Origin of the sequence: Streptomyces sp. NPDC051582 (genome assembly GCF_040681715.1) — a bacterium.
Taxonomy (GTDB): domain Bacteria; phylum Actinomycetota; class Actinomycetes; order Streptomycetales; family Streptomycetaceae; genus Streptomyces.
In genome coordinates this window covers 123,504-142,097 of the sequence record NZ_JBFAZJ010000022.1, presented here as the reverse complement: position 1 = coordinate 142,097, position 18,594 = coordinate 123,504, and the positions used below count along the sequence as shown (strand labels likewise).

Here is an 18,594-nt window from a genome sequence, read left to right as displayed (position 1 = left end):
GCCCGGCGACGGGGGCGGGGGGCCGGGTCCGGGGGCCCGGGGGCCGGGGGCCCCGGGGCCGCTCACTCCGGCAGCTGGGACTCGGCCTCCGCCAGGATTTCCGTCAGGCGGGCCGCGAACTGCGCGTCCCGGGGGTCCGCCACGCCGGTGCGGGCGGCGGTCAGCAGCGCGTCGAGGGCGCGGCCGTACGCACCCGGTACGTCGGTCCAGTTCGGCAGCGAGAACACGCCCTCGGCCCCGCGCAGCTCCAGGCCCACGCCGGCCGCCGCCGTCGGCGCGCCCAGGCTGAGCACGGCCGTGCTCGCGGCGCCCGAGGCGTGCCGCAGCGCGAGCTGGACCACGTCGGAGGGGCCGCGGGTGGCGGAGACGGACGTGACGTCGCCGAGGACCGGGATCAGGACGGACAGGGCGTGCGGGCCGACGTCCCACAGCCCGCCCTTGTCCTTGCGCCAGGGCGAGGCGGCGTACGCGCTGGGCGCGCCGTCGGGCGGGAAGACGGCGCCGAGCCAGTGGGCGCTCGCCGTGAACCACCCGCTGCGGGCGGCCTGCTCGGCGACCCAGCCGGCGGCCGGCTCGGCGAAGCGGAGGGTGAGGAAGACCACGGAGGCCACGCCGTGCCGGGCGGCGGCATCGGCGACGGCACGCGCGTCCTCGGCGGTCGTGGCGACGGGTTTGTCGAGCAGCAGTTGGCAGCCCGCGGCGGCCGCTCGTACGGCCATCCGGGCCTGGACGTCCGGCGGCAGGGCGAAGGCCACGACGTCACAGTCGGCGAACAGCTCGTCGGCGTCTTCGTACACCTTCACACCGAACGCGTCCGCCAGCCCGGCCGCGGCCTCGGGGCGTCGGCCCCACACTCCGGCGAACTCGGAGCCGGCGTGCGCGGCGAGGGCGGGGGCGTGGGTGCGGTGGGCCCAGGGGCCGGTGCCCAGCAGGCCGACCCGGGGGCGGGCCGGCAGGCGGGGGGAGTCCGCGGGGTCACCGGCCGAGTTCAAATCGTACGAAATGCTCACCTGCTCAGTCTGCCCCACTCGGACGGGTGTGCTGCCATCGACCCGCACAACCCGATCGACCTGCGGCGTAAACCTCGGTAACACGGGGTTCACACACGGGCAACGGAAGAGAAATCGCGAGCGGGCACGCTGCGGTCACACCGCAACGCACCGCAGTACGACGAACGCGGCACGACGAACGCACGACCAACGCAGCACCCGCAACGCAGCACCCGCAGAGTCTGCGCCGGAGCGACGCACCGAAGGATGGGGCCCGTGAGCTACAAGGCTGAGTACATCTGGATCGACGGCACCGAGCCGACGGCGAAGCTGCGCTCCAAGACGAAGATCCTGGCCGACGGCGAAGCGCTGTCGATCTGGGGCTTCGACGGTTCGAGCACCAACCAGGCCCAGGGCCACGCCTCCGACCGCGTGCTCCAGCCGGTGTTCTCCTGCCCGGACCCGATCCGCGGCGGCGACAACGTCCTCGTGCTGTGCGAGGTCATGAACATCGACATGACCCCGCACGAGTCGAACACCCGCGCGCTGCTGCGTCCGGTCGCCGAGCAGTTCGGGGACCAGGAGCCGATCTTCGGCATCGAGCAGGAGTACACCTTCTTCGACGGCATCCGGCCGCTCGGCTTCCCGGTGGGCGGCTTCCCGGCCGCGCAGGGCGGCTACTACTGCGGTGTCGGCGCCGACGAGATCTTCGGCCGCGAGATCGTCGAGAAGCACCTTGACCACTGCCTCGCGGCGGGTCTGGCCATCTCCGGCATCAACGCCGAGGTCATGCCCGGCCAGTGGGAGTTCCAGGTCGGCCCGGTCGGCCCGCTGGAGGTCTCGGACCAGCTGTGGATCGCGCGCTGGCTGCTGTACCGCACCGCCGAGGACTTCAACGTCTCGGCGACGCTGAACCCGAAGCCGGTGAAGGGCGACTGGAACGGCGCGGGCGCGCACACCAACTTCTCCACGAAGGCGATGCGCGAGGACTACCGCGCCATCATCACGGCGTGCGAGGCGCTGGGCGAGGGCTCGAAGCCGCTGGACCACGTCAAGAACTACGGCGCCGGCATCGACGAGCGCCTGACGGGCCTGCACGAGACCGCCCCGTGGAACGAGTTCAGCTACGGCGTCTCGGACCGCGGCGCCTCGGTCCGCATCCCGTGGCAGGTGGAGAAGGACGGCAAGGGCTACATCGAGGACCGCCGCCCGAACGCGAACGTGGACCCGTACGTGGTGACCCGCCTCATCGTGGACACCTGCTGCACGAGCCTGAAGAAGGAGGGCCTGGTCTAAGACCAGCCCCGGGGCCGCCCGCGCGGCCGGCCCCCTGCCGCCGGACTACGCGGCGCGGCGCGCCGCGACCGCTCCCAGCAGCACGTCGACCGCGAGGAACGCGACCAGGCTGATGCCGAGCAGCGGTACGAACCACCCGGCCACCGCGGTCGCGGCGGCGAGCGGGAGCAGCACCCCCGGCGGCACCTTGCGCCAGGCCCCGCGCGGCTGCGCGCGGCCGACCGACAGCGCACGGTCCTTGGTGGGCCGGCGCAGCCACCACATCCGGTAGCCCCAGAACACCAGGAACATCACGGCGACGGCGAGCGCGCCGAGCGCGATCTGGTTGGCGAGGCCGAGGGTCTTCCCCATGTGCAGGTCGATGCCGAAGCGCGTCAGCTTCGCGAGCACGGGGTAGTCGGCGAAGCGCAGTTCGTCGATGATCCGGCCGTCGGCGGGGTCGACGGAGACGGAGTCGAGGTGGACCGGCAGCTGCTTGTCCTGCTCCTTGACCACGTAGCCGTTGCCCTTGGCGGGCAGGGTGACGCGGAGTTCGTGGGTGACCCCGGCGGCGCGGGCGGCGGCCACTGCCTTGTCGATGCCGATGTCGGCGGCGGGCGGGGTCGCGGGCATCTCCATCCCGTCGGGCATGGTGTGCCCGGTGTGTCCTGCGTGCGCGTCGGAGCCGGTGTCCGAACCGGGGGCGAGGGCCGCGGACACCGAGGGGGTGGCGCCGCCGAGACCGTCCTGGAGCCGCCCGATGTTCTCGCCCGCGTACTTCGACCAGGTCAGGCCGGTGGCGGAGAGGGCGACGAGTCCGGCGACGGCCCAGAGGCCGACCGCCCCGTGCCAGGACAGGGTCTTGCGGCGGCCGGTGGCGGCGCGGTCGGGAAGGACGAGCCGGGCCCTGCGGGAGCGGCGGCGGCCGATCCACAGCGCGAGGCCGCCGAGCGCGACGACCCAGAGCCAGCTCGCGGCGAGCTCGCTGTAGTTCCGGCCGAACTCGCCGAGGTGGAGGCTGGAGTGGAACTCGCTGAGCCAGGCGCGCAGCGGCAGCGCGTCGCCTTCGGTGGTCAGCGCACCGTTGACGTGGGCCGTGTACGGATCCACGAACACGGTGCGGGTCTGGCCCTCCTCCAGCCCCGGGACCTCCATGATCACGCGGGTGGTCGCCCCGGGGTCGGGCGCGGGCCACACACCCACGACCTTGCCCTCCGGAACGGTGGCCCGGGCGGCCGTGAGCTGGGCGCTGAGCGGCACGGTGCTCTCGCCGACCCGGGCGACGGTCAGTTCGCCGGAGTAGAGGATCTTTTCGGCCTGCCAGGAGCCCGCGTACAGCAGGCCGGTGGCGGCGGCGAGGAAGAGCAGCGGGGCGATCAGGACCCCGGCGTAGAAGTGCATGCGCAGGAGCAGGGGTCGCAGGGCGGTCCAGGCTCCGGGCTTCGGGGATGCGGCGGGTGTGTCGGGTGTGTCGGGTGTGTCGATCGTTGCGGTGGCGTCCTGGGTGTGGACGTCCTGAACCTCGTCAAGGGACATGTGGGTCCTAGGTACTGGCGCGAACGCGCGTCGGCGCGTCGGCGAAGACATGGGTGAACGGGCCCCAGGTCTCGCCCCCTCGGCCGACGGTTCAGGCGGCGAGGGCGGTACGGCCGGGGGCCGTGGCGCGGGCGTGCGGCCACCGGGGCGGTCCGCGGCGCACCAGGGCGTGGGCGGGCACCGCTCCGCGCAGCCTGCGCGGGGGTTCGTACGAGGGCCGGGGCGCGGGCGGCGCCGGTACGGGGACCACCCGGGCCCGGAGCAGCGCGAACCCGCGGCCGAGCGGCCGGGCCGCCAGCAGCGCGGCGGCGCCGAGGACCGGGGCCACCCGGAACACGGCGGCCTCGCCCCACGCCAGCCAGGCGGCGCAGAACAGACCGGCGAGCACGTGGGCGACGATCATGCCGAGTCCACCGTGCCCGGCCATGTCGGCCATGCCGTTCATGCCGTCCATGCCGTTCATGCCCGCCATGGAGTGCGCGCCGGTCGTCGCGGCCGTGCCAGCCATGTCGGCCATGTGGTGGTGCGAGGGCATCGGCCCGGGCACGGACAGGGGGGCTCGGTGGCTCCCGCGCCCCGCCTGACTGCCCGAGAAGACCAGGTGCAGAACCCCCTGCACGGCGAGCAGCGCCGCGCTGATCCCGACCGGCCCGCGGCGACGCCCCGCGCCGAGCCACGCGAGCCCGCCCGTCACCCCGAAAGCACCCAGAAGGCCCATCAGGGGAATATCCACATCGGACATGTACGAATGCCCCGCAGCGCCCAATGCGGTGCACACCGCCGCGAACATCGCGGCCCGTGTGACGCGCAGCGGCGCGGGGGTTCCTGGCATGGCTGAAACATGCTCGCACGGGCCCCGGTTCCGCCAGTCCGAGGGTCGTATCCGATCATGATCGGATGAAATCACTGCTGTGGCCGCCACCGGCCCTCGGCGTGGTGTATGCGGGCGGGGTCCAGCTCGGCTCGTACGCCCTGGAGCGACGGGGGCCGGCGGAGCGCGAGCGCGTGCTGCGGGGCTGCTCGACGAATGTCGACAACCTCGCGGCCGGCCGCTGGGAGACCCTGCTGAGCAGCGCCTTCGTCGTCGAGGAGCCCATGCCGCTGCCGTACGCCCTGCTGCTCGTCGCGGTCCTCGGGTACGCGGAGTACGCGTACGGGGCCTGGTGGACGGCCGGGGTGTTCCTCTTCGGGCACGCGACGGCGACGCTCCTCGTGTTCGGCGCCCTGCGCGGTACGGCCGACACCCGGACCCGGCGGGCCCTGGACGTGGGCGCCAGCTACGGCTTCAACGCGGTGCTCGGCGCGCTGACCTCCGCGCTGCCGCGCGGCCCCGTCCGTACGGCCGCCCGGGTCGGGCTGCTGGCGCTCGCCGTACGGCCGGTGCTGCGGCGGGAGCGGACCTTCACGGACGCCGGGCACCTGGCGGCACTGGGGATCGGGGTGGGGTTGTCGCTCGCCTTCGATTGCCCATCCGGGACGAAACAGCCGAAAATCGGATGAACGACTAGCCCTCGCACCCCTCGCACCCCTGGCACCACCCGCACCGCCACCGGCGCCACCCGCACCACCCACGCCGCACCCACACCGCTGGAGCCGCCACGATGACCACGACCACCCCCTCCACCACCGTCGCCAACCTCCGCGACCTCGGCGGCACCCCCCTCTCCGGCGGCCGCACCGTCCGTCCCGGCCTGGTCCTGCGCTCCGGCCAGCTCGACCGGCTCGACGTGGCCGCCGACCCGGTCGTGGCCGCGCTGGGCCTGCGCACGGTCATCGACTTCCGCACGGACGCCGAGCGCGCCGCCCACCCGGACCGCATACCCGAAGGCGTGCGCCTCCTGGTCGAAGACGTCCTCGCCGACAAGCTGAGCGCCGGGAAGATCCCGGCCGCCACGCAGCTCAAGGACCTGCTGTCCGACCCGGCGATGGCGGAGGAGCACCTGGGCGGCGGCAAGGTGCAGGCGCTGTTCGCGGACACCTACCGGTCGTTCGTGTCCACGGCTTCCGCGCAGGCCGCGTACCGGACCCTGCTCACCGAGCTCGCCGACCCGCAGGCGGGCCCGCTGCTGTTCCACTGCACGGCCGGCAAGGACCGTACGGGCTGGGGTGCGACCGTAGTCCTGTCGCTGCTCGGCGCCGACGACGAGACCCTGATGGACGAGTACCTCTCCGTCAATCCGGCGGTCAAGCAGGCGTTCGCCCCGCTGATCGAGGGCTTCACGGTCGCCGGCGGCAACCCGGACATCGCCCTGGGCCTGATCGGGGTCTTCCCCGAGTACCTGCGGGCCGCGCTCGACGAGGTGAGCACGCGCTACGGCTCCATGGAGAAGTACGTGCGCGAGGGTCTCGGCGTCCCCGACGAAGCGGTCGAGGCGCTCCGCACCCGTCTGACGGCCTGACCTCCGCCCAGCGGGGTTGACCCGAACGTGCGACCCGGGGACGGGTGACCATCCGACGATTCGCTCGTTCTGCTGAACGTGACTGCGCCGGACACCGCCACCCGCCCCCCGTCTCCCGTGCCGCCTCCCGACGTCGAGCTGGCCGAGGCCGCCATCGTCGAGCACTACCCCCGGCTGGTGCGCCTCGCCTATCTGGTGCTGCCGCCCTCCCTGGGCCGCAACCGGAGGGTGCTGACCGCCCATTCACTGGCCCAGCGGGCGCTCCCGCGCGGGCGGCGCGGCGCCGGTGCGGAGGCGGCCGCCGCGGCCGCCGTACAAGGCGGGGTCCCGGGCCAGCGCGGGACCGCGGGCGCCGACCCGGGGTACGCGTACGTACGGCTGAGGGTGCTGCGCGCCGCCCTGGAAGCCGGCATCCCGCTCACGTTCAAGGCACTGCCCCGGCGGGCCCAACTGCCTCCGCTGCTGCCCCAGGTGTGGGGGCTGCGGCTGTTCCCGCGTTCCGGCGGGGCCGAGGAGCTGGCCCTGGACCAGTGGCTGGCCACCCTCGACGGCCCCGGCCGGGCGGCCTGCGTCCTGCGCGCGCTGGAGCGGCTGCCGGAGCCGGAGGTGCTGCGGGTGCTCGCGGAGGCCGGGGTCGCGAACCCCGCCGCCGCGGTCGCGGAATCGGGGGATCCGGCCAACGACGCCCTGTTCGCCTCCCCGGAGTTCGATCCGTGCGTGCTCCAGGCGCGCCCCACCGACCTGCTGCGCCGGCGCCGCTACGCGCGGGCCGCCCTGGCCGCCGCGGCCGCCCTCGCCGTCTGCGGGGCGCTGCTCGCGCTGCCCGGCGGCGGCTGGGGCGCGGACGGGGCCGCCGCCCCGCCGTACGCGCTCAACGCGGCGGCGGAGCAGGCCCTGGATCCGGGCCAGGTGGTCCGGGTCGCGCCCACCGCCTGGCGCACGTCCTCCCGTACGGGCTTCTCCACCTGGCCGGCCCGCGGCGACCGCACCGACGACGCCGAACTGCTGCGCCGGGCGCTGGCCGTGTGGGCCCGGCCCGGTTCGACCGTGGTCGCCTCGGCCACCCCGGGCACCCCGCCCGGACCTCCGATGGGCCCGCCGCAGCTGCTGTTCGCGGGCACCGTCGACCAGGCGGTCGTGGTCCTGCTGTACGACGGCCTGCGCGTGGTCCGCTACGCCGAGCCCCGCACCGGGACCTCGGTCGCCGCCCTCGACTTCGCCCGGACCGATGCCTCCTCGGCGGAGTCCGCGACCGCGCTGGTGCTGAGCCGGGTCGACGGCAACGTCCGCTACCTGACCGCTCCGTGGGTCACCGGCGCGGGGCTGCGGGACCTGCTCAAGCCCGGTGACGCCCCGGCGGCGCTGAAGCTGGGCCGCGACGGGGTCACCCCGCCGGTGGCGAGTCCGGCCCCGGCGGGCAACTGCACCGGCTGGAACGCCCTGGCCCTGACCGGCGGCGGCGCCACCCGGCTGGTCACCGACCTCGGCGAGGTGACGGCGGCCCGGCTGACCTCGGGCGCGCCGGGTGCGGAGCGCGACGTGACGGAAGGTGCGGAGCTCGGCGACTGGTCGCGGATCGCGTGCCTGCTGCCGTCGGTCCGCTCGCACGGCGTCCGCAGCGTCAACGCGTGGACGTACGCGAAGCAGCCGCTGCCCGAGGGCGACGGCACGGCGACCTGGCTGTGCACGCGGGCCGAGACCTGGTCGGGTACGCAGGACCGGGTGCAGGCGCAGTTCCTGACCCCGGGCGCCCCGCTGGCGGCGCAGGCGGCGAAGGCGGAGGGTTCGCCGGCGTGCGGGACGCGGGAGCCGCGGGTGCTGGCCGGCGTGCTGTGGAAGTCGAAGGCGGGCCAGTGGTACGTGCTGGCGGCGGGCAGTGCGCAGTTCGCGTCGCTGTCGGTGTCGGGCGGCGGCGTGAACGGTTCGGCGAACGGCAACCGGCTGGCGGTGAAGGCACCGGCGGGCGCGCAGGTGGAGCTGGCGGGCAAGCTGACGGACGGTACGAAGGCGGGGGTGCTCCGCTAGAACGGCGAGGACGTGGGTGAATCTTCAACCGTCAGGGGCCTCAACCATCAGGACCGGTCGGGGAGTTGGCGGGATCCGGACATGACGGCCACACGGCACACATGGCATGATCGGGTTCCGGTTACCACTCGGTAACCGCCCAACACCCCCCTCACGTACCGAAGGTTCCCCCACGTGCGCATGCTCGCCCGACGGCTCCTGCTCCCCGGTCTGACCACCCTCGCGCTCACCGCCACCGGCTGCTCCTCCACCCCGCACACCGGCGCCGCGGACGCGGCCGCTCCCGCCGCCCTCGCGCCCACCGGCGACGGCACGTCGCAGCAGCTCGACGTGGCCGCCGCCCCGCAGGGCACGCCGACACCGGCGGCCGTGGCCCGCGCCGGCGGAAAGGGGCGGACGGAGCAGTCCTCGCTGAAGGTCGCCTCGTACGACCAGGCGAGCGGACGGGCCGTCATAGCCAAGGCCCCGCAGGGGCCCGCACCCAAGCCCACGAAGTCCGGCTCCGCCTCCCCTTCCTCCTCGCCCTCCCCGACGGCCGACAAGCCCGTCGCCGTGGGCGACGTCATCGCCAGCGCACCGGCGCCCGGCGCCCCCAACGGCCTGCTGGCCAAGGTGACCGAGGTCGTCGGGAAGACCGACCGCGGCACCGAGGTCAAGACCGCCTCCACGACACTGGCCTCCGTACTCAACGAGGACAAGGCGGACGGCAAGGTCCCCGTCGACCCGTCGTCGGTCACCGTCGAGCCCCTGATGAAGGGCGTCACCTTCTCCTGGGCCAAGAGCGGGGGCGTGAAGTTCGGCCCCGAGGGCGCGAAGCTGCCGCTCGGCAACCTGCGGCTCGACGTGAACGCCGCCGTCGACACCGCCCCGGACGCCCCCGCCTCGGCCGGCGCCTCGGTCTCCGGCTTCGTCCAGCTCGCCCCGCAGGTGGAGTTCTCGTACGACGGCGCCCAGGGCGCCGGCTCCGGCCCGCGCGGCGCCTTCCTCGGCATGAGCGGCGACTGGTCCTCACAGTGGAAGCTCCAGGGCCGCGCCGCAGCGAGCACCGGAACCCCCAAGCGGATCCCGTTCGCCAAGCTGCACAGCGCCCCGGTCATCCAGGTCGGCCCGGTGCCGGTCGTCGTCAACCTCGATCTGACCTGCTACGTCCAGGTGGAGGCCGACGGCCGCGTGACCCTCGACGTCCAGCAGGACGTCAAGGGCGACTTCAAGGTCGGCGGCAGCTACGCCCTGGGCAAGGGCTGGACGCCGGTCAGCCAGTCCAACGTCAAGAGCACCCCGGTCACGGCGAGCGTCACCGCCACCGGCAAGGTCAAGGGCGCACTCGGCGCCGAGGCCTCCGTCGGCCTGTACGGGGCCGTCGGCGTCAGCGCGGACTTCGCCCCCTACCTGCGCGGCGAGGCCGACGCCAAGGGGAGCGCGTCCAGTGACGGCAAGACCTCCCTCAGCGGCTCCTGGGCCCTGTACGGCGGCTTCGACCTGAGCGGGAACCTGCACCTCCAGCTCTCCCTGTTCGGCACGCCGCTCTTCGAGCGCAAGATCCCGCTGGGCGCCCTCAACCGCGAGTGGGCGCTCGCGAGCGGGCACGCGGAGCGGTAACCGAGAGACGACCGGAGAGGCGGCCCAAGCGGGCCGCCGAGCGGGAGGGCTCCCGGATGCGAGTGCCGTGACGGCCGCATCCGGGGGCCTTCGAACTTGATGGCCCCCGAGGGGTTTTCCTCGCCCCTACCCCTCAGTACATTGACGCCATGTCTAATACGCCGCCCGCCCCCGCCCCCGTGGCGTCGGAGCACATCGAGCTCAAGGCGCGGAACGTGTCCTTCGGCTGGGAGGACACCCCGCTCCACTGGCTGCCCGGCGACCCGTTCGCCACGCACACCATCAACGTGCTGCACCTGCTGCTGCCCGCGGGCGAGCGCTGGTTCGTACACGTCTACAAGCAGGTGCTCCCGTACATCAAGGACGAGCAACTGCGCGCGGACGTCGTCGGGTTCATCGGCCAGGAGGCCATGCACGCCGCCGCCCACGACGACGTGCTCCCGCACCTGAAGCGGCTGGGCCTGGACCCCACGCCCTACACGGCGCAGGTGGACTGGCTCTTCGAGAAGCTGCTCGGCGACCGGACGCTGCCCCCGGGCAGGGCCCGCCACTGGTGGCTCATGGAGCGGGTCGCGCTGATCGCGGCGATCGAGCACTACACGGCGTTCCTCGGGGACTGGGTGCTCAACGCGGACGAACTGGACCGCCGGGGCGCGGACCCCGTGATGCTGGACCTGCTGCGCTGGCACGGCGCGGAGGAGGTGGAACACCGCTCGGTGGCCTTCGACCTCTTCATGCACGTGGACGGCAGCTATCACCGGCGGGCCAGGACCTGGGCCACCGCGTTCACGGCGCTCGTCTTCCTGTGGCAGCGGGGCGCCCGCTTCTTCATGGAGAACGACCCGGAGCTGCCCGCCGCCAAGGCCTCGTTCGGCCAGTTCCTCCGGGCGGGCCGGCAGGGGACGCTGCCCTCGGCGGGCGCGATGCTCAAGTCGATCCCGACCTACCTCTCCCGTACGTACCACCCCTCCCAGGAGGGCTCCACGGCCCAGGCCGTGGCCTACCTGGCCTCCTCCCCCGGCGCGAACGGCGGTGCCCCCGCATGAGCCGCGCCCTGAAGCTGGCGGCGGTGGCGGGCGCGGCCCTGCTGACCCGGCGCGCCCTGAAGGGGCGCATCGCCCGCTCCCCGCTGTGGCCCCTGCCGGCCCTGGAGGCCCCGGTCTCGGGCCACTCCCCGCGCCGCTGGCTGCCCGCGCTCATCGTGTCCCGCACCGAGCCCGCGCAGGGGGTGCTGCTGCTGACCCTCGCATCCCCCGAGCTCCCGCCCTGGGCCCCGGGCGCGCACGTGGACGTACAGCTCCCCTCGGGCTTGGTCCGCCAGTACAGCCTCTGCGGCGATCCGGCCGACGCGGGCCGCCACACGATCGCGATCCGGCTGATCGAGGACGGCCGCGGCGGCTCGCGCGAGGCGCACGCCCAGCTGGTGGAGGGCGCGGAGCTGCCCGTACGCCCGCCCCGCAACCGCTTCGAACTGGTGCCGTCCCGCTCGTACGCCTTCGTCGCGGGCGGGATCGGCATCACCCCGATCCTGCCGATGCTGCGGGCGGCGGAGGCGGCCGGCGCGGACTGGACCCTCCTGTACGGCGGCCGCTCCCGCTCCTCCATGCCGTTCCTCGCCGAACTGGAGGCGTACGGCTCCCGGGTCACCGTCACCGCGCAGGACGAGGCCGGCCTCCCCGACCTCACCCCGCTCACCGCGGCGGCCCCCGGCACCCTGATCTACTGCTGCGGTCCGGACCCCCTGATGAAGGCGGTCGAAGCGGCGGCCCCACCCGGCGCCCCGGTCCACCTGGAACGCTTCGCCGCCACCCCCGCCGCCCCCGCCACCGGAACCTCGCACCCCTTCACGGTCGAACTCCACCGCTCGGGCCGCACGATCGAGGTCGCGGCGGACGAATCCACCCTGGCCGCGGTCCGCCGGGAACTCCCCGACACCCCGTACTCGTGCGAGCAGGGCTTCTGCGGCACCTGCCAACACCGCGTCCTCGCGGGCGGGGTCGAGCACCGCGACACCCTCCTCACGGACCAGGAGCGCGAGGACTCGATGCTGCTGTGCGTATCCCGCGCCCGGACCGACCACCTGGTCCTCGACCTCTGAGCGTTGCCGCAGGCCCAGTAGGGTGTGGCGCATGACTACCGGGACGCGGCGCAGGATGGGTGTCGAGGAGCGGCGGCAGCAGCTGATCGGGGTGGCCCTGGAGCTGTTCAGCCTCAGGTCGCCCGACGACGTGTCGATCGACGAGATCGCGGCGGCCGCGGGGATATCGCGGCCGCTCGTCTACCACTACTTCCCTGGGAAGTTGAGCCTGTACGAGGCCGCCCTGCGGCGGGCCGCCGACGAGCTCGCACAGCGCTTCGTGGAGTCCCGGGAGGGGCCGCTCGGGGCGCGGCTGCTGCGCGTCATGGGGCGGTTCTTCGCGTTCGTCGACGACCACGGGCCCGGTTTCTCGGCGCTGATGCGCGGCGGCCCGGCCGTCGGGAGCAACCGGACCAACGCGATGATCGACGAGGTCAGGCAGGCCGCGTACGAGCAGATCGTGACGCACATCGGCATCGAGAACCCGCCCGCGCGGCTGGAGCTCGTGGTGCGGTCCTGGGTGTCGCTGGCGGAGTCCACCGCGCTGATCTGGCTGGAGGGGCGGAAGATCCCGCGGGCGGAGCTGGAGCTGCAGCTCGTGCACGACTTCGCCGCGCTGGCCGCCGTGAGCGCCGCGTACGACGCGGAGATGGCCGCCATCCTCGGCCGGATCCTCGCGGACGAGCCGGCCGACGGGCCGTTCGGGGAGCTGGTCGGGCGGCTCGTCGGACTCGTCCCGCCGGCCGTGGAGGCCGCCGTTCCCGCTCCGCGGTGATCATCCGCGTGATAATGCGCCCGTGATCATTAATGACGGGATCCTGTTCCGGCGTGCCGTGGGGAACGACGCGGCCACCCTGGTGGCCCTGTACGACCAGGCCGCCCGGTGGATGCGCAAGCACGGGATCGACCAGTGGAAGCCCGGGGACAAGGACGCCGCGCACTTCCTGACGAAGATGCGCGAGGGCGAGGTGTGGCTCGCCGGGGACGCCGACGGCCGGATCATCGGGGCGTACGAGCTGTGGTGGTCCGACGAGGAGGCCTGGGGCGTGCAGCCGCCGGTCGCCGGCTACGTGCACCGGCTGATGGTGGACCGCGAGAGCGCGCCCGCGGGGGCCGGACGGCGGATACTCGAACACGCCGAGCGCCGGATCGCCGGTACCGGATTGCCGCGGGCGCGGCTGGACTGCGTCTCCACCAACCCCCGGTTGCTCGCGTACTACCGGGCCGCGGGCTACCGGGTGGTCGGGGAGTACCCCCACAAGGAGGGCGAGGACGGACGGGTGTACGGGGTGATCCTGCTGGAGAAGCGGCTGGATCAGCTCACCGTCGTGTGAGGTTCCGGGTGAAGACCGCCACCGTTCGGGGCGGGGTCGTGAACTCTCCCGTCTTCACGTCGTACGCGGCCCGCTTGACCGCGGGGTCGCAACCGGCCGCCTGGGCCGGGTGCAGGGCGTAGCCGGTGCCCGCGAGGGCCGGGATGCGCTGGGGCTGGGCGGCGGGGGTGGCGTTGAACACCACCACCAGGTCGCCGAGGGTCATGGTGATCACCCCCGGGGTCTCCTCCTTGCCGGAGAGCGGGAAGGACAGCGCGGCCTGGACCGCCTCGGGCGTGGTGAGGGCGAAGGCCGGTTCGGTCGTGCGGATGCGCAGCAGGTCGCGGTAGGCGGCCGAGGCCCCCGTGATCTCGGCGCAGCCCGGTGTCTTGCCGCCGGCCAGCAGCGGCTTCGCGTAGAGCCACTTGGAGCCGTTGTCGGCGGCAGGCGGCAGGCCGCGCCCGAAGCCGTTGCCCTCGCGGCAGTCCCAGTGGATGGCGTTGAACCAGTCCCCGCTGTCGTAGGAGTTGCGGTCCAGGGACTTCGAGCGGAGCAGGTCGGTGCCGGCCTGGGACAGCGACGGGCCCTGCGAGAGGGTGCCGACGGCCATCGCGAGGACCTGCATGCGGGCCCGGTCCGCGGCCGTGGTGCCCTGCGCCAGCTTGTACGTCAGCGCGTCGGCCAGGCTCTCGTTGTCGTGGGCGTCGGCGTAGGCGAGGGCGTCGCCGGGAGCCGCCGCGTACCCGGCCGGGGAGCCGTTGTAGTCCACCTCGGATCCCTTGGTGTGCTTGCCCGCGCTGTCCGTGAAGGCGTACGAGGCGAGGTTGCCGGACAGCCCGACCTTGATCAGGTCCTGGGCGTGCAGCAGCGTGGCCCGCTGCTGATCCGGAGTGCCGTTCGCGGGCGAGGCGTTCGGGGCGGTGAACAGGCCGGAGGCGAAGCCCTGGACGCGCGGGTCCTCGTCGAAGGGGCCGCCGCCGCGGACCGCGTCGCGCGAGCGGTCCGAGAAGGTGGCGATGCCGGTGCCGGCCATGTTCTTCTGCGTGGCCTGGACGAAGCGGGCGTCGTCGGCGACCTCGCCGAAGTTCCAGCCCTCCCCGTACAGGATGATCTTCTTGCCGTCGACGCCGTCCTTGGCGACGGTCAGCGCGTCGAGGGCCCCCCGCACGGCGAGGATGTTCGCCTTGGGGTGGTGGCCCATCAGGTCGAAGCGGAAGCCGTCGACCTTGTACTCCTTGGCCCAGGTGACGATCGAGTCCACGACGAGGCGGCCCATCATGGCGTTCTCGGGGGCCGTGTTGGCGCAGCAGGTGGAGTTGGCGACCGAGCCGTCCGCGAGCAGCCGCTGGTAGTAGCCCGGCACGATCCGGTCGAGGACCGACTTGTCGGACTGGCCGGAGGCCACGGTGTGGTTGTAGACCACGTCCATGACGGTCCGCAGCCCGGCCCCGTTCAGCGACTGGACCATCCTGCGGAACTCGACCGTTCGGGCCGTGCCGTTCGGGTCGCTCGCGTACGAGCCCTCCGGCACGGTGTAGTGCAGCGGGTCGTAGCCCCAGTTGTACGCGTCCTTCGCGGCCGCGGCGGCCACGCAGGCCTGCTGCTCGGGCGAGTCCGGCGCGTACACCTTCAGGTCGCAGGCGGGTTCGGTCCGGTCGGAGGCCTTCTCCGGGATCGTGCCGATGTCGAAGGCGGGCAGGAGGTGGACGTAGGAGGTGCCGGAGGCGGCCAGCTCGCGCAGGTGCCGCATGCCCGCCGAGGCGGTGTCCGTGAACGCCAGGTACTGGCCGGGGTGGGCGCTCGTGGGGTCCGCGACCGAGAAGTCGCGGATGTGGAGCTCCTGGATCTGCGCGGAGGTGAAGGGGACGGGCGCGGGCTTGCGCAGGTCCCGCCAGCCGGGCGGGGTCAGCTTCGGATCGGCCAGGTCGACGGCCAGGCTGTACGTGGAGTCGGTGGTCAGGGCGGTGGAGTACGGGTCGGTGACGAGGTTGCGGACCATCCGGCCGGTGCTCGGGGCCCAGACGGTGACGTCGAAGCGGTAGGGCTTGCCGGTCCAGCCGCGCTCGCCGCGCACCGACCAGACGCCGGTGGCGTCGTCGCGGCGCATGGGGACGGTGCGGCCGTCGAGTTCGAGGGCCACCTTTCGGGCCGTGGGCGCCCAGACGGAGAGGGTGGGGCGGCCGTCCTTGAAGACGGGGCCGAGGGCTGCGGTGTTCGCGTACAGGTCGTCGAGCACGCCGGCGAGCTGGACTCCGGTCGCGGCGAGGACGGCGCCGTTCGCGGCGCGGGCGCTCGCGACGAGCTGGCCGCGCAGGGCCTCGCGCACGCGGCCCCGGTCACGGGGGTCGACGGTGTAGGCGGCGTACGCCGCGAGGTGCGGGAACTTCTGCTTCTGGGCTGCGGTGAGCTCGGTCTTGGCCAGGCGCAGCCACTGCGCGCCGTCCGCGTGCAGCACGCCGTCCGCGGCGGTGACGGTGCCTTCGCGGGAGGCGAGGAGCGCGGCGGAGGCGGCCGCCGCGGGGGCGTTCCAGGCGAGGGTGTCGCGGTCGATCCAGACGGCCTCGGACTTGGTGAGGTCGAGGGCGGCGGAGGAGCCGGCGGGCTGCGGGAGGAGGTAGGGGGCCCGGCCGCCCAGCATCCAGACCTCGTGGCCGGTGGCCTTCAGGTCGAGGGACTGGTCGGTGGGCAGGTCCTTCTCGTCGCCCTTGTGGAGGATGTAACTGAGGCTGGTGGCCCCGGCCGCGAGCGGGACCTCGTACACGGCGCCGTAGGAGTCGGTGCGGGCGGGCATCAGCGGCTTGGACCAGTCGGTGGGGCTCGCGGCCCCGGTCCAGACGTGCAGGCCCCAGCCGTCGTAGGCGCCGTCGGGGCGCTGGTAGTGCAGGACGGCCTTGGACTGGTCCTGGGGCGGGTAGGCGGGGCGGTCCGTGGTGGCCGCCTCCTTGCCCTGCTCCAGCCAGACCTCGCCGCTCTTGGTCACGTCGAGGGTGCGGTCGGCGGCGACGTCCTTGTTGCCGTCCTTGTCGATGACGAGGTAGCCGACGGAGGAGGCACCGGGCCGCAGCTTGACGTGGGCGAAGGCCCCGTACGCGTCGCGGCCGGTGAAGTCGTGCCCGGCGGGCCAGGGAGTGGCCTCGCCGTCCGCGAGGTCGCCCCAGGCGTACAGCCGCCAGTTCGTGTAGTCGCCGTCGGGGCGGCGGTAGTGGACGACCGCGTAGTCGCGCTGGGTGGCGGTGGGGGACGGAGTGGGCGGGACCTGGCCGGAGACGGACTCGGCGAGGACGCTCGCGGTGCGGCCGGCGGAGTCGACGGCGACGGCCTTGTAGCGGAGCGGGGTGCCGGCCGGGGCCGTGATGTGCTGGGTGACCTTGTACGGGGCGTGGTCGGCCGAGCCGAGGACCTGCCACTTCCCGGTGCCGGTCTGGGCGGCGAAGACGACCCGGTTCAGGCCGCCGCCGGTGACCTCGGCGGAGAGCTCGACGGTTCCGGCGGCTCCGGCGGCCGGGGCCCTGAGGGTGAGGGCGGGCTTGGCGGCGGGGGCGGCGAGGGGAGCGGCGCCCTGGAGGACCACCGAGCCGAGGGCGGGGACGGTGACGGTGAGCTTGCCGGCCGAGGAGGCGCGCAGCAGCGCGGTGCCGCCGTACAGGGTGCGGTACTGGGCGCCGGCAGGGGCGTCGAGCTCGACGGTCCGGGCTTCGGCGGCGTTGTTGGCGGCGACGAGGTACTCGGTGCGGGAGCGGGCGTCGGTACGGGTGTCGGTGCGGGCGAAGGCGTAGACGGACCCGTCGGCGAAACGTTCGCTCTGGACCCCGTCCCGCAGGGCCGGGTGGTCCTTCGTCAGCTTCGAGAGAGCACTGATCTGCTTGTAGAGCGGGTGTCCCGGATCGTAAGCATCGCTCGCGTGCGTGCGCACCGTTCCGAGCTGGTCGTCGTCCAGGTAGTCCGCGACCCGCGTGCCGAACAGCGGCTGCCGGGCGTCCTTGTCACCGCCCGCGCCCGTGAAGCCCTGCTCGTCGCCCGAGTAGACCACCGGGTTGCCCCGGGAGAAGAACATCAGCTCGTTGGCGAGCCGGTAGCGGTCCAGCAGCTCCTGCTCCCCCGCCGCCGGCCGGTCCTGCTTCAGGAAGCTCCCGAAACGGCCCATGTCGTGGTTGCCGAGGAAGGTGACCTGCTCGTAGGCGTTCGCCTTGTCCGTCGTGTACCGGTAGTCGTCGGCCAGTACGGAGCCCAGCCGCGAGGCGGCCGCGCCCTGCGAGGCGTACGCCCGGATCGCGTCCTGGAGCGGGAAGTCGAGGGTGGCGTCCAGGCGCCCCTGCGTCACGTACGGGGAAGTGACGGCGGTGTCGGCGGAGTAGACCTCGCCGAACATGAAGAAGTTCTTCCGGCCGCGCTGGGCCGCGTACTTGTCGAGGGCGGTGGCCCACTGCGTCCAGAACCCGGTGTTGACGTGCTTGACCGTGTCGATGCGGAAGCCGTCGATCGAGAAGTCCTTGACCCACTTCTCGTAGATCTTCTCCATCCCGCTGACGACCTCGGGGCGCTCGGTCCACAGGTCGTCGAGGCCGAAGAAGTCACCCTGGTCGGAGGACTCCCCGGCGAAGGTGGAATCGCCCCGGTTGTGGTACATCGTCGGGTCGTTGAGCCAGGCGGGAGCCTTCAGGTTCTTCTTCGCGTCGGGCACGAAGGGGGTCCGCGGGAAGGACTCGGTGCCGACGCGCGGGAACTTCCCCTTCCCGTCGGCGTAGTCGGAGTCCTCGAACGGCACCCCGTCCTTCGTCAGATAGGGGAAGGCCCCCTTGGAGAGGTAGGAGTAGGACTGCTCCCGGTAGTCGACGACGTCGGCGGTGTGGTTGGTGATGACGTCGAAGAAGACCTTCATCCCCTTCCCGTGCGCCTTGTCGATCAGCCGCTCCAGGTCGGCGTTGGTGCCGAAGTGCGGGTCGACCTGCGTGAAGTCGGTGATCCAGTACCCGTGGTAGCCGGCGGAGACGTCGGCTCCCTTCCCCTGCACCGGCTGGTTCTTGAAGATCGGCGCCATCCAGATGGCGGTGGTGCCGAGCCCCTTGATGTAGTCGAGCCGGTCGGTCAGGCCCTTGAGGTCGCCGCCCTGGTAGAAGCCCTTGTCCGTCGGGTCCAGCCCGGTCTCCAGACGGCTGCCGGTCAGGCCGCCGGTGTCGTTGCGCGGATCGCCGTTCGCGAACCGGTCCGGGAGGACGAAGTAGAACTGCTCCCGGGTCAGGTCGTGCCGTGCGGGCTCGGCGGCCAGTTTCGCGTCCGAGGGCGGGGCGGGCGGCGCGGCGGCCGCGGCCGGGAGGGCGGGCAGGAGCGTCACGGCCAGGGCGGCGGCGATCACTCCTGCGGCGGGGCGTATCAAGGCGGGT

At 73.3% G+C, this 18,594-nt stretch carries 13 protein-coding genes; 9 read left to right on the top strand and 4 right to left on the bottom strand.

Annotated features, from left to right (window positions below; all coding sequences use genetic code 11):
* Positions 1–62: 62 nt before the first annotated feature.
* Entirely contained in the window at positions 63–992 is a 930-nt protein-coding gene (locus tag AB0M92_RS26620; protein ID WP_366104830.1) for a Gfo/Idh/MocA family oxidoreductase, read from the bottom strand.
* Between the two features lie 273 nt (positions 993–1,265).
* On the opposite strand from AB0M92_RS26620, the gene glnII reads away from it, so the two are divergent.
* Positions 1,266–2,285: a glutamine synthetase gene (glnII, locus tag AB0M92_RS26615; protein ID WP_366104812.1), complete on the top strand. Its 1,020-nt coding sequence runs from the start codon at positions 1,266–1,268 to the stop codon at positions 2,283–2,285.
* 45 nt (positions 2,286–2,330) lie between these two features.
* On the opposite strand, the gene AB0M92_RS26610 is transcribed toward glnII, so the two are convergent.
* Both AB0M92_RS26610 and AB0M92_RS26605 read right to left on the bottom strand, forming a co-directional pair.
* Positions 2,331–3,800 carry a PepSY domain-containing protein gene (locus AB0M92_RS26610; protein WP_366104811.1) on the bottom strand — a complete coding sequence of 490 codons (1,470 nt, stop codon included), beginning with the start codon at positions 3,798–3,800 and terminating at the stop codon, positions 2,331–2,333.
* A 91-nt stretch (positions 3,801–3,891) separates the two neighbouring features.
* Complete coding sequence (locus AB0M92_RS26605) at positions 3,892–4,518, bottom strand: hypothetical protein (protein WP_366104810.1); 627 nt, start codon at positions 4,516–4,518, stop codon at positions 3,892–3,894.
* A gap of 179 nt (positions 4,519–4,697) precedes the next feature.
* Between AB0M92_RS26605 and AB0M92_RS26600 the strand changes: the two genes are divergently transcribed.
* From AB0M92_RS26600 to AB0M92_RS26565, 8 genes are all read left to right on the top strand, one after another.
* Entirely contained in the window at positions 4,698–5,300 is a 603-nt protein-coding gene (locus tag AB0M92_RS26600) for a rhomboid-like protein (RefSeq protein WP_366104809.1), read from the top strand.
* A gap of 101 nt (positions 5,301–5,401) precedes the next feature.
* Positions 5,402–6,199, top strand: a complete 798-nt coding sequence (locus tag AB0M92_RS26595) for a tyrosine-protein phosphatase (RefSeq protein WP_366104808.1) — start codon at positions 5,402–5,404, stop codon at positions 6,197–6,199.
* A gap of 69 nt (positions 6,200–6,268) precedes the next feature.
* A complete protein-coding gene (locus AB0M92_RS26590; RefSeq protein ID WP_366104829.1) occupies positions 6,269–8,224 on the top strand; it encodes a hypothetical protein in 1,956 nt (651 codons plus the stop codon).
* Positions 8,225–8,398: 174 nt separating this feature from the next.
* Positions 8,399–9,823: a hypothetical protein gene (locus tag AB0M92_RS26585; RefSeq protein ID WP_366104807.1), complete on the top strand. Its 1,425-nt coding sequence runs from the start codon at positions 8,399–8,401 to the stop codon at positions 9,821–9,823.
* Positions 9,824–9,972: 149 nt separating this feature from the next.
* A complete protein-coding gene (locus tag AB0M92_RS26580; RefSeq protein ID WP_366104806.1) occupies positions 9,973–10,869 on the top strand; it encodes a metal-dependent hydrolase in 897 nt (298 codons plus the stop codon).
* Positions 10,866–11,921: a PDR/VanB family oxidoreductase gene (locus AB0M92_RS26575; RefSeq protein ID WP_366104805.1), complete on the top strand. Its 1,056-nt coding sequence runs from the start codon at positions 10,866–10,868 to the stop codon at positions 11,919–11,921. Before AB0M92_RS26580 ends, AB0M92_RS26575 begins: the two co-directional genes overlap by 4 nt.
* Before the next feature lie 31 nt (positions 11,922–11,952).
* Positions 11,953–12,675, top strand: coding sequence for a TetR/AcrR family transcriptional regulator (locus AB0M92_RS26570; RefSeq protein WP_366104804.1), 723 nt, complete (start codon positions 11,953–11,955; stop codon positions 12,673–12,675).
* A gap of 22 nt (positions 12,676–12,697) precedes the next feature.
* Complete coding sequence (locus AB0M92_RS26565) at positions 12,698–13,234, top strand: GNAT family N-acetyltransferase (protein ID WP_366104803.1); 537 nt, start codon at positions 12,698–12,700, stop codon at positions 13,232–13,234.
* On the opposite strand, the gene pulA is transcribed toward AB0M92_RS26565, so the two are convergent.
* Positions 13,221–18,587 (bottom strand): pullulanase-type alpha-1,6-glucosidase, encoded by a 5,367-nt coding sequence (gene pulA / locus AB0M92_RS26560; protein WP_366104802.1) that lies wholly within the window; start codon positions 18,585–18,587, stop codon positions 13,221–13,223. The genes AB0M92_RS26565 and pulA overlap by 14 nt on opposite strands.
* Between the last annotated feature and the right edge of the window lie 7 nt (positions 18,588–18,594).

Coding starts and splice junctions, on each gene's coding strand:
- AB0M92_RS26610 (WP_366104811.1), bottom strand. CDS start 3,800: ATGTCCCTTGACGAGGTTCAGGACGTCCACACCCAGGACGCCACCGCA.
- AB0M92_RS26605 (WP_366104810.1), bottom strand. CDS start 4,518: ATGGGCCTTCTGGGTGCTTTCGGGGTGACGGGCGGGCTCGCGTGGCTC.
- AB0M92_RS26600 (WP_366104809.1), top strand. CDS start 4,698: ATGAAATCACTGCTGTGGCCGCCACCGGCCCTCGGCGTGGTGTATGCG.
- AB0M92_RS26595 (WP_366104808.1), top strand. CDS start 5,402: ATGACCACGACCACCCCCTCCACCACCGTCGCCAACCTCCGCGACCTC.
- AB0M92_RS26580 (WP_366104806.1), top strand. CDS start 9,973: ATGTCTAATACGCCGCCCGCCCCCGCCCCCGTGGCGTCGGAGCACATC.
- AB0M92_RS26575 (WP_366104805.1), top strand. CDS start 10,866: ATGAGCCGCGCCCTGAAGCTGGCGGCGGTGGCGGGCGCGGCCCTGCTG.
- AB0M92_RS26570 (WP_366104804.1), top strand. CDS start 11,953: ATGACTACCGGGACGCGGCGCAGGATGGGTGTCGAGGAGCGGCGGCAG.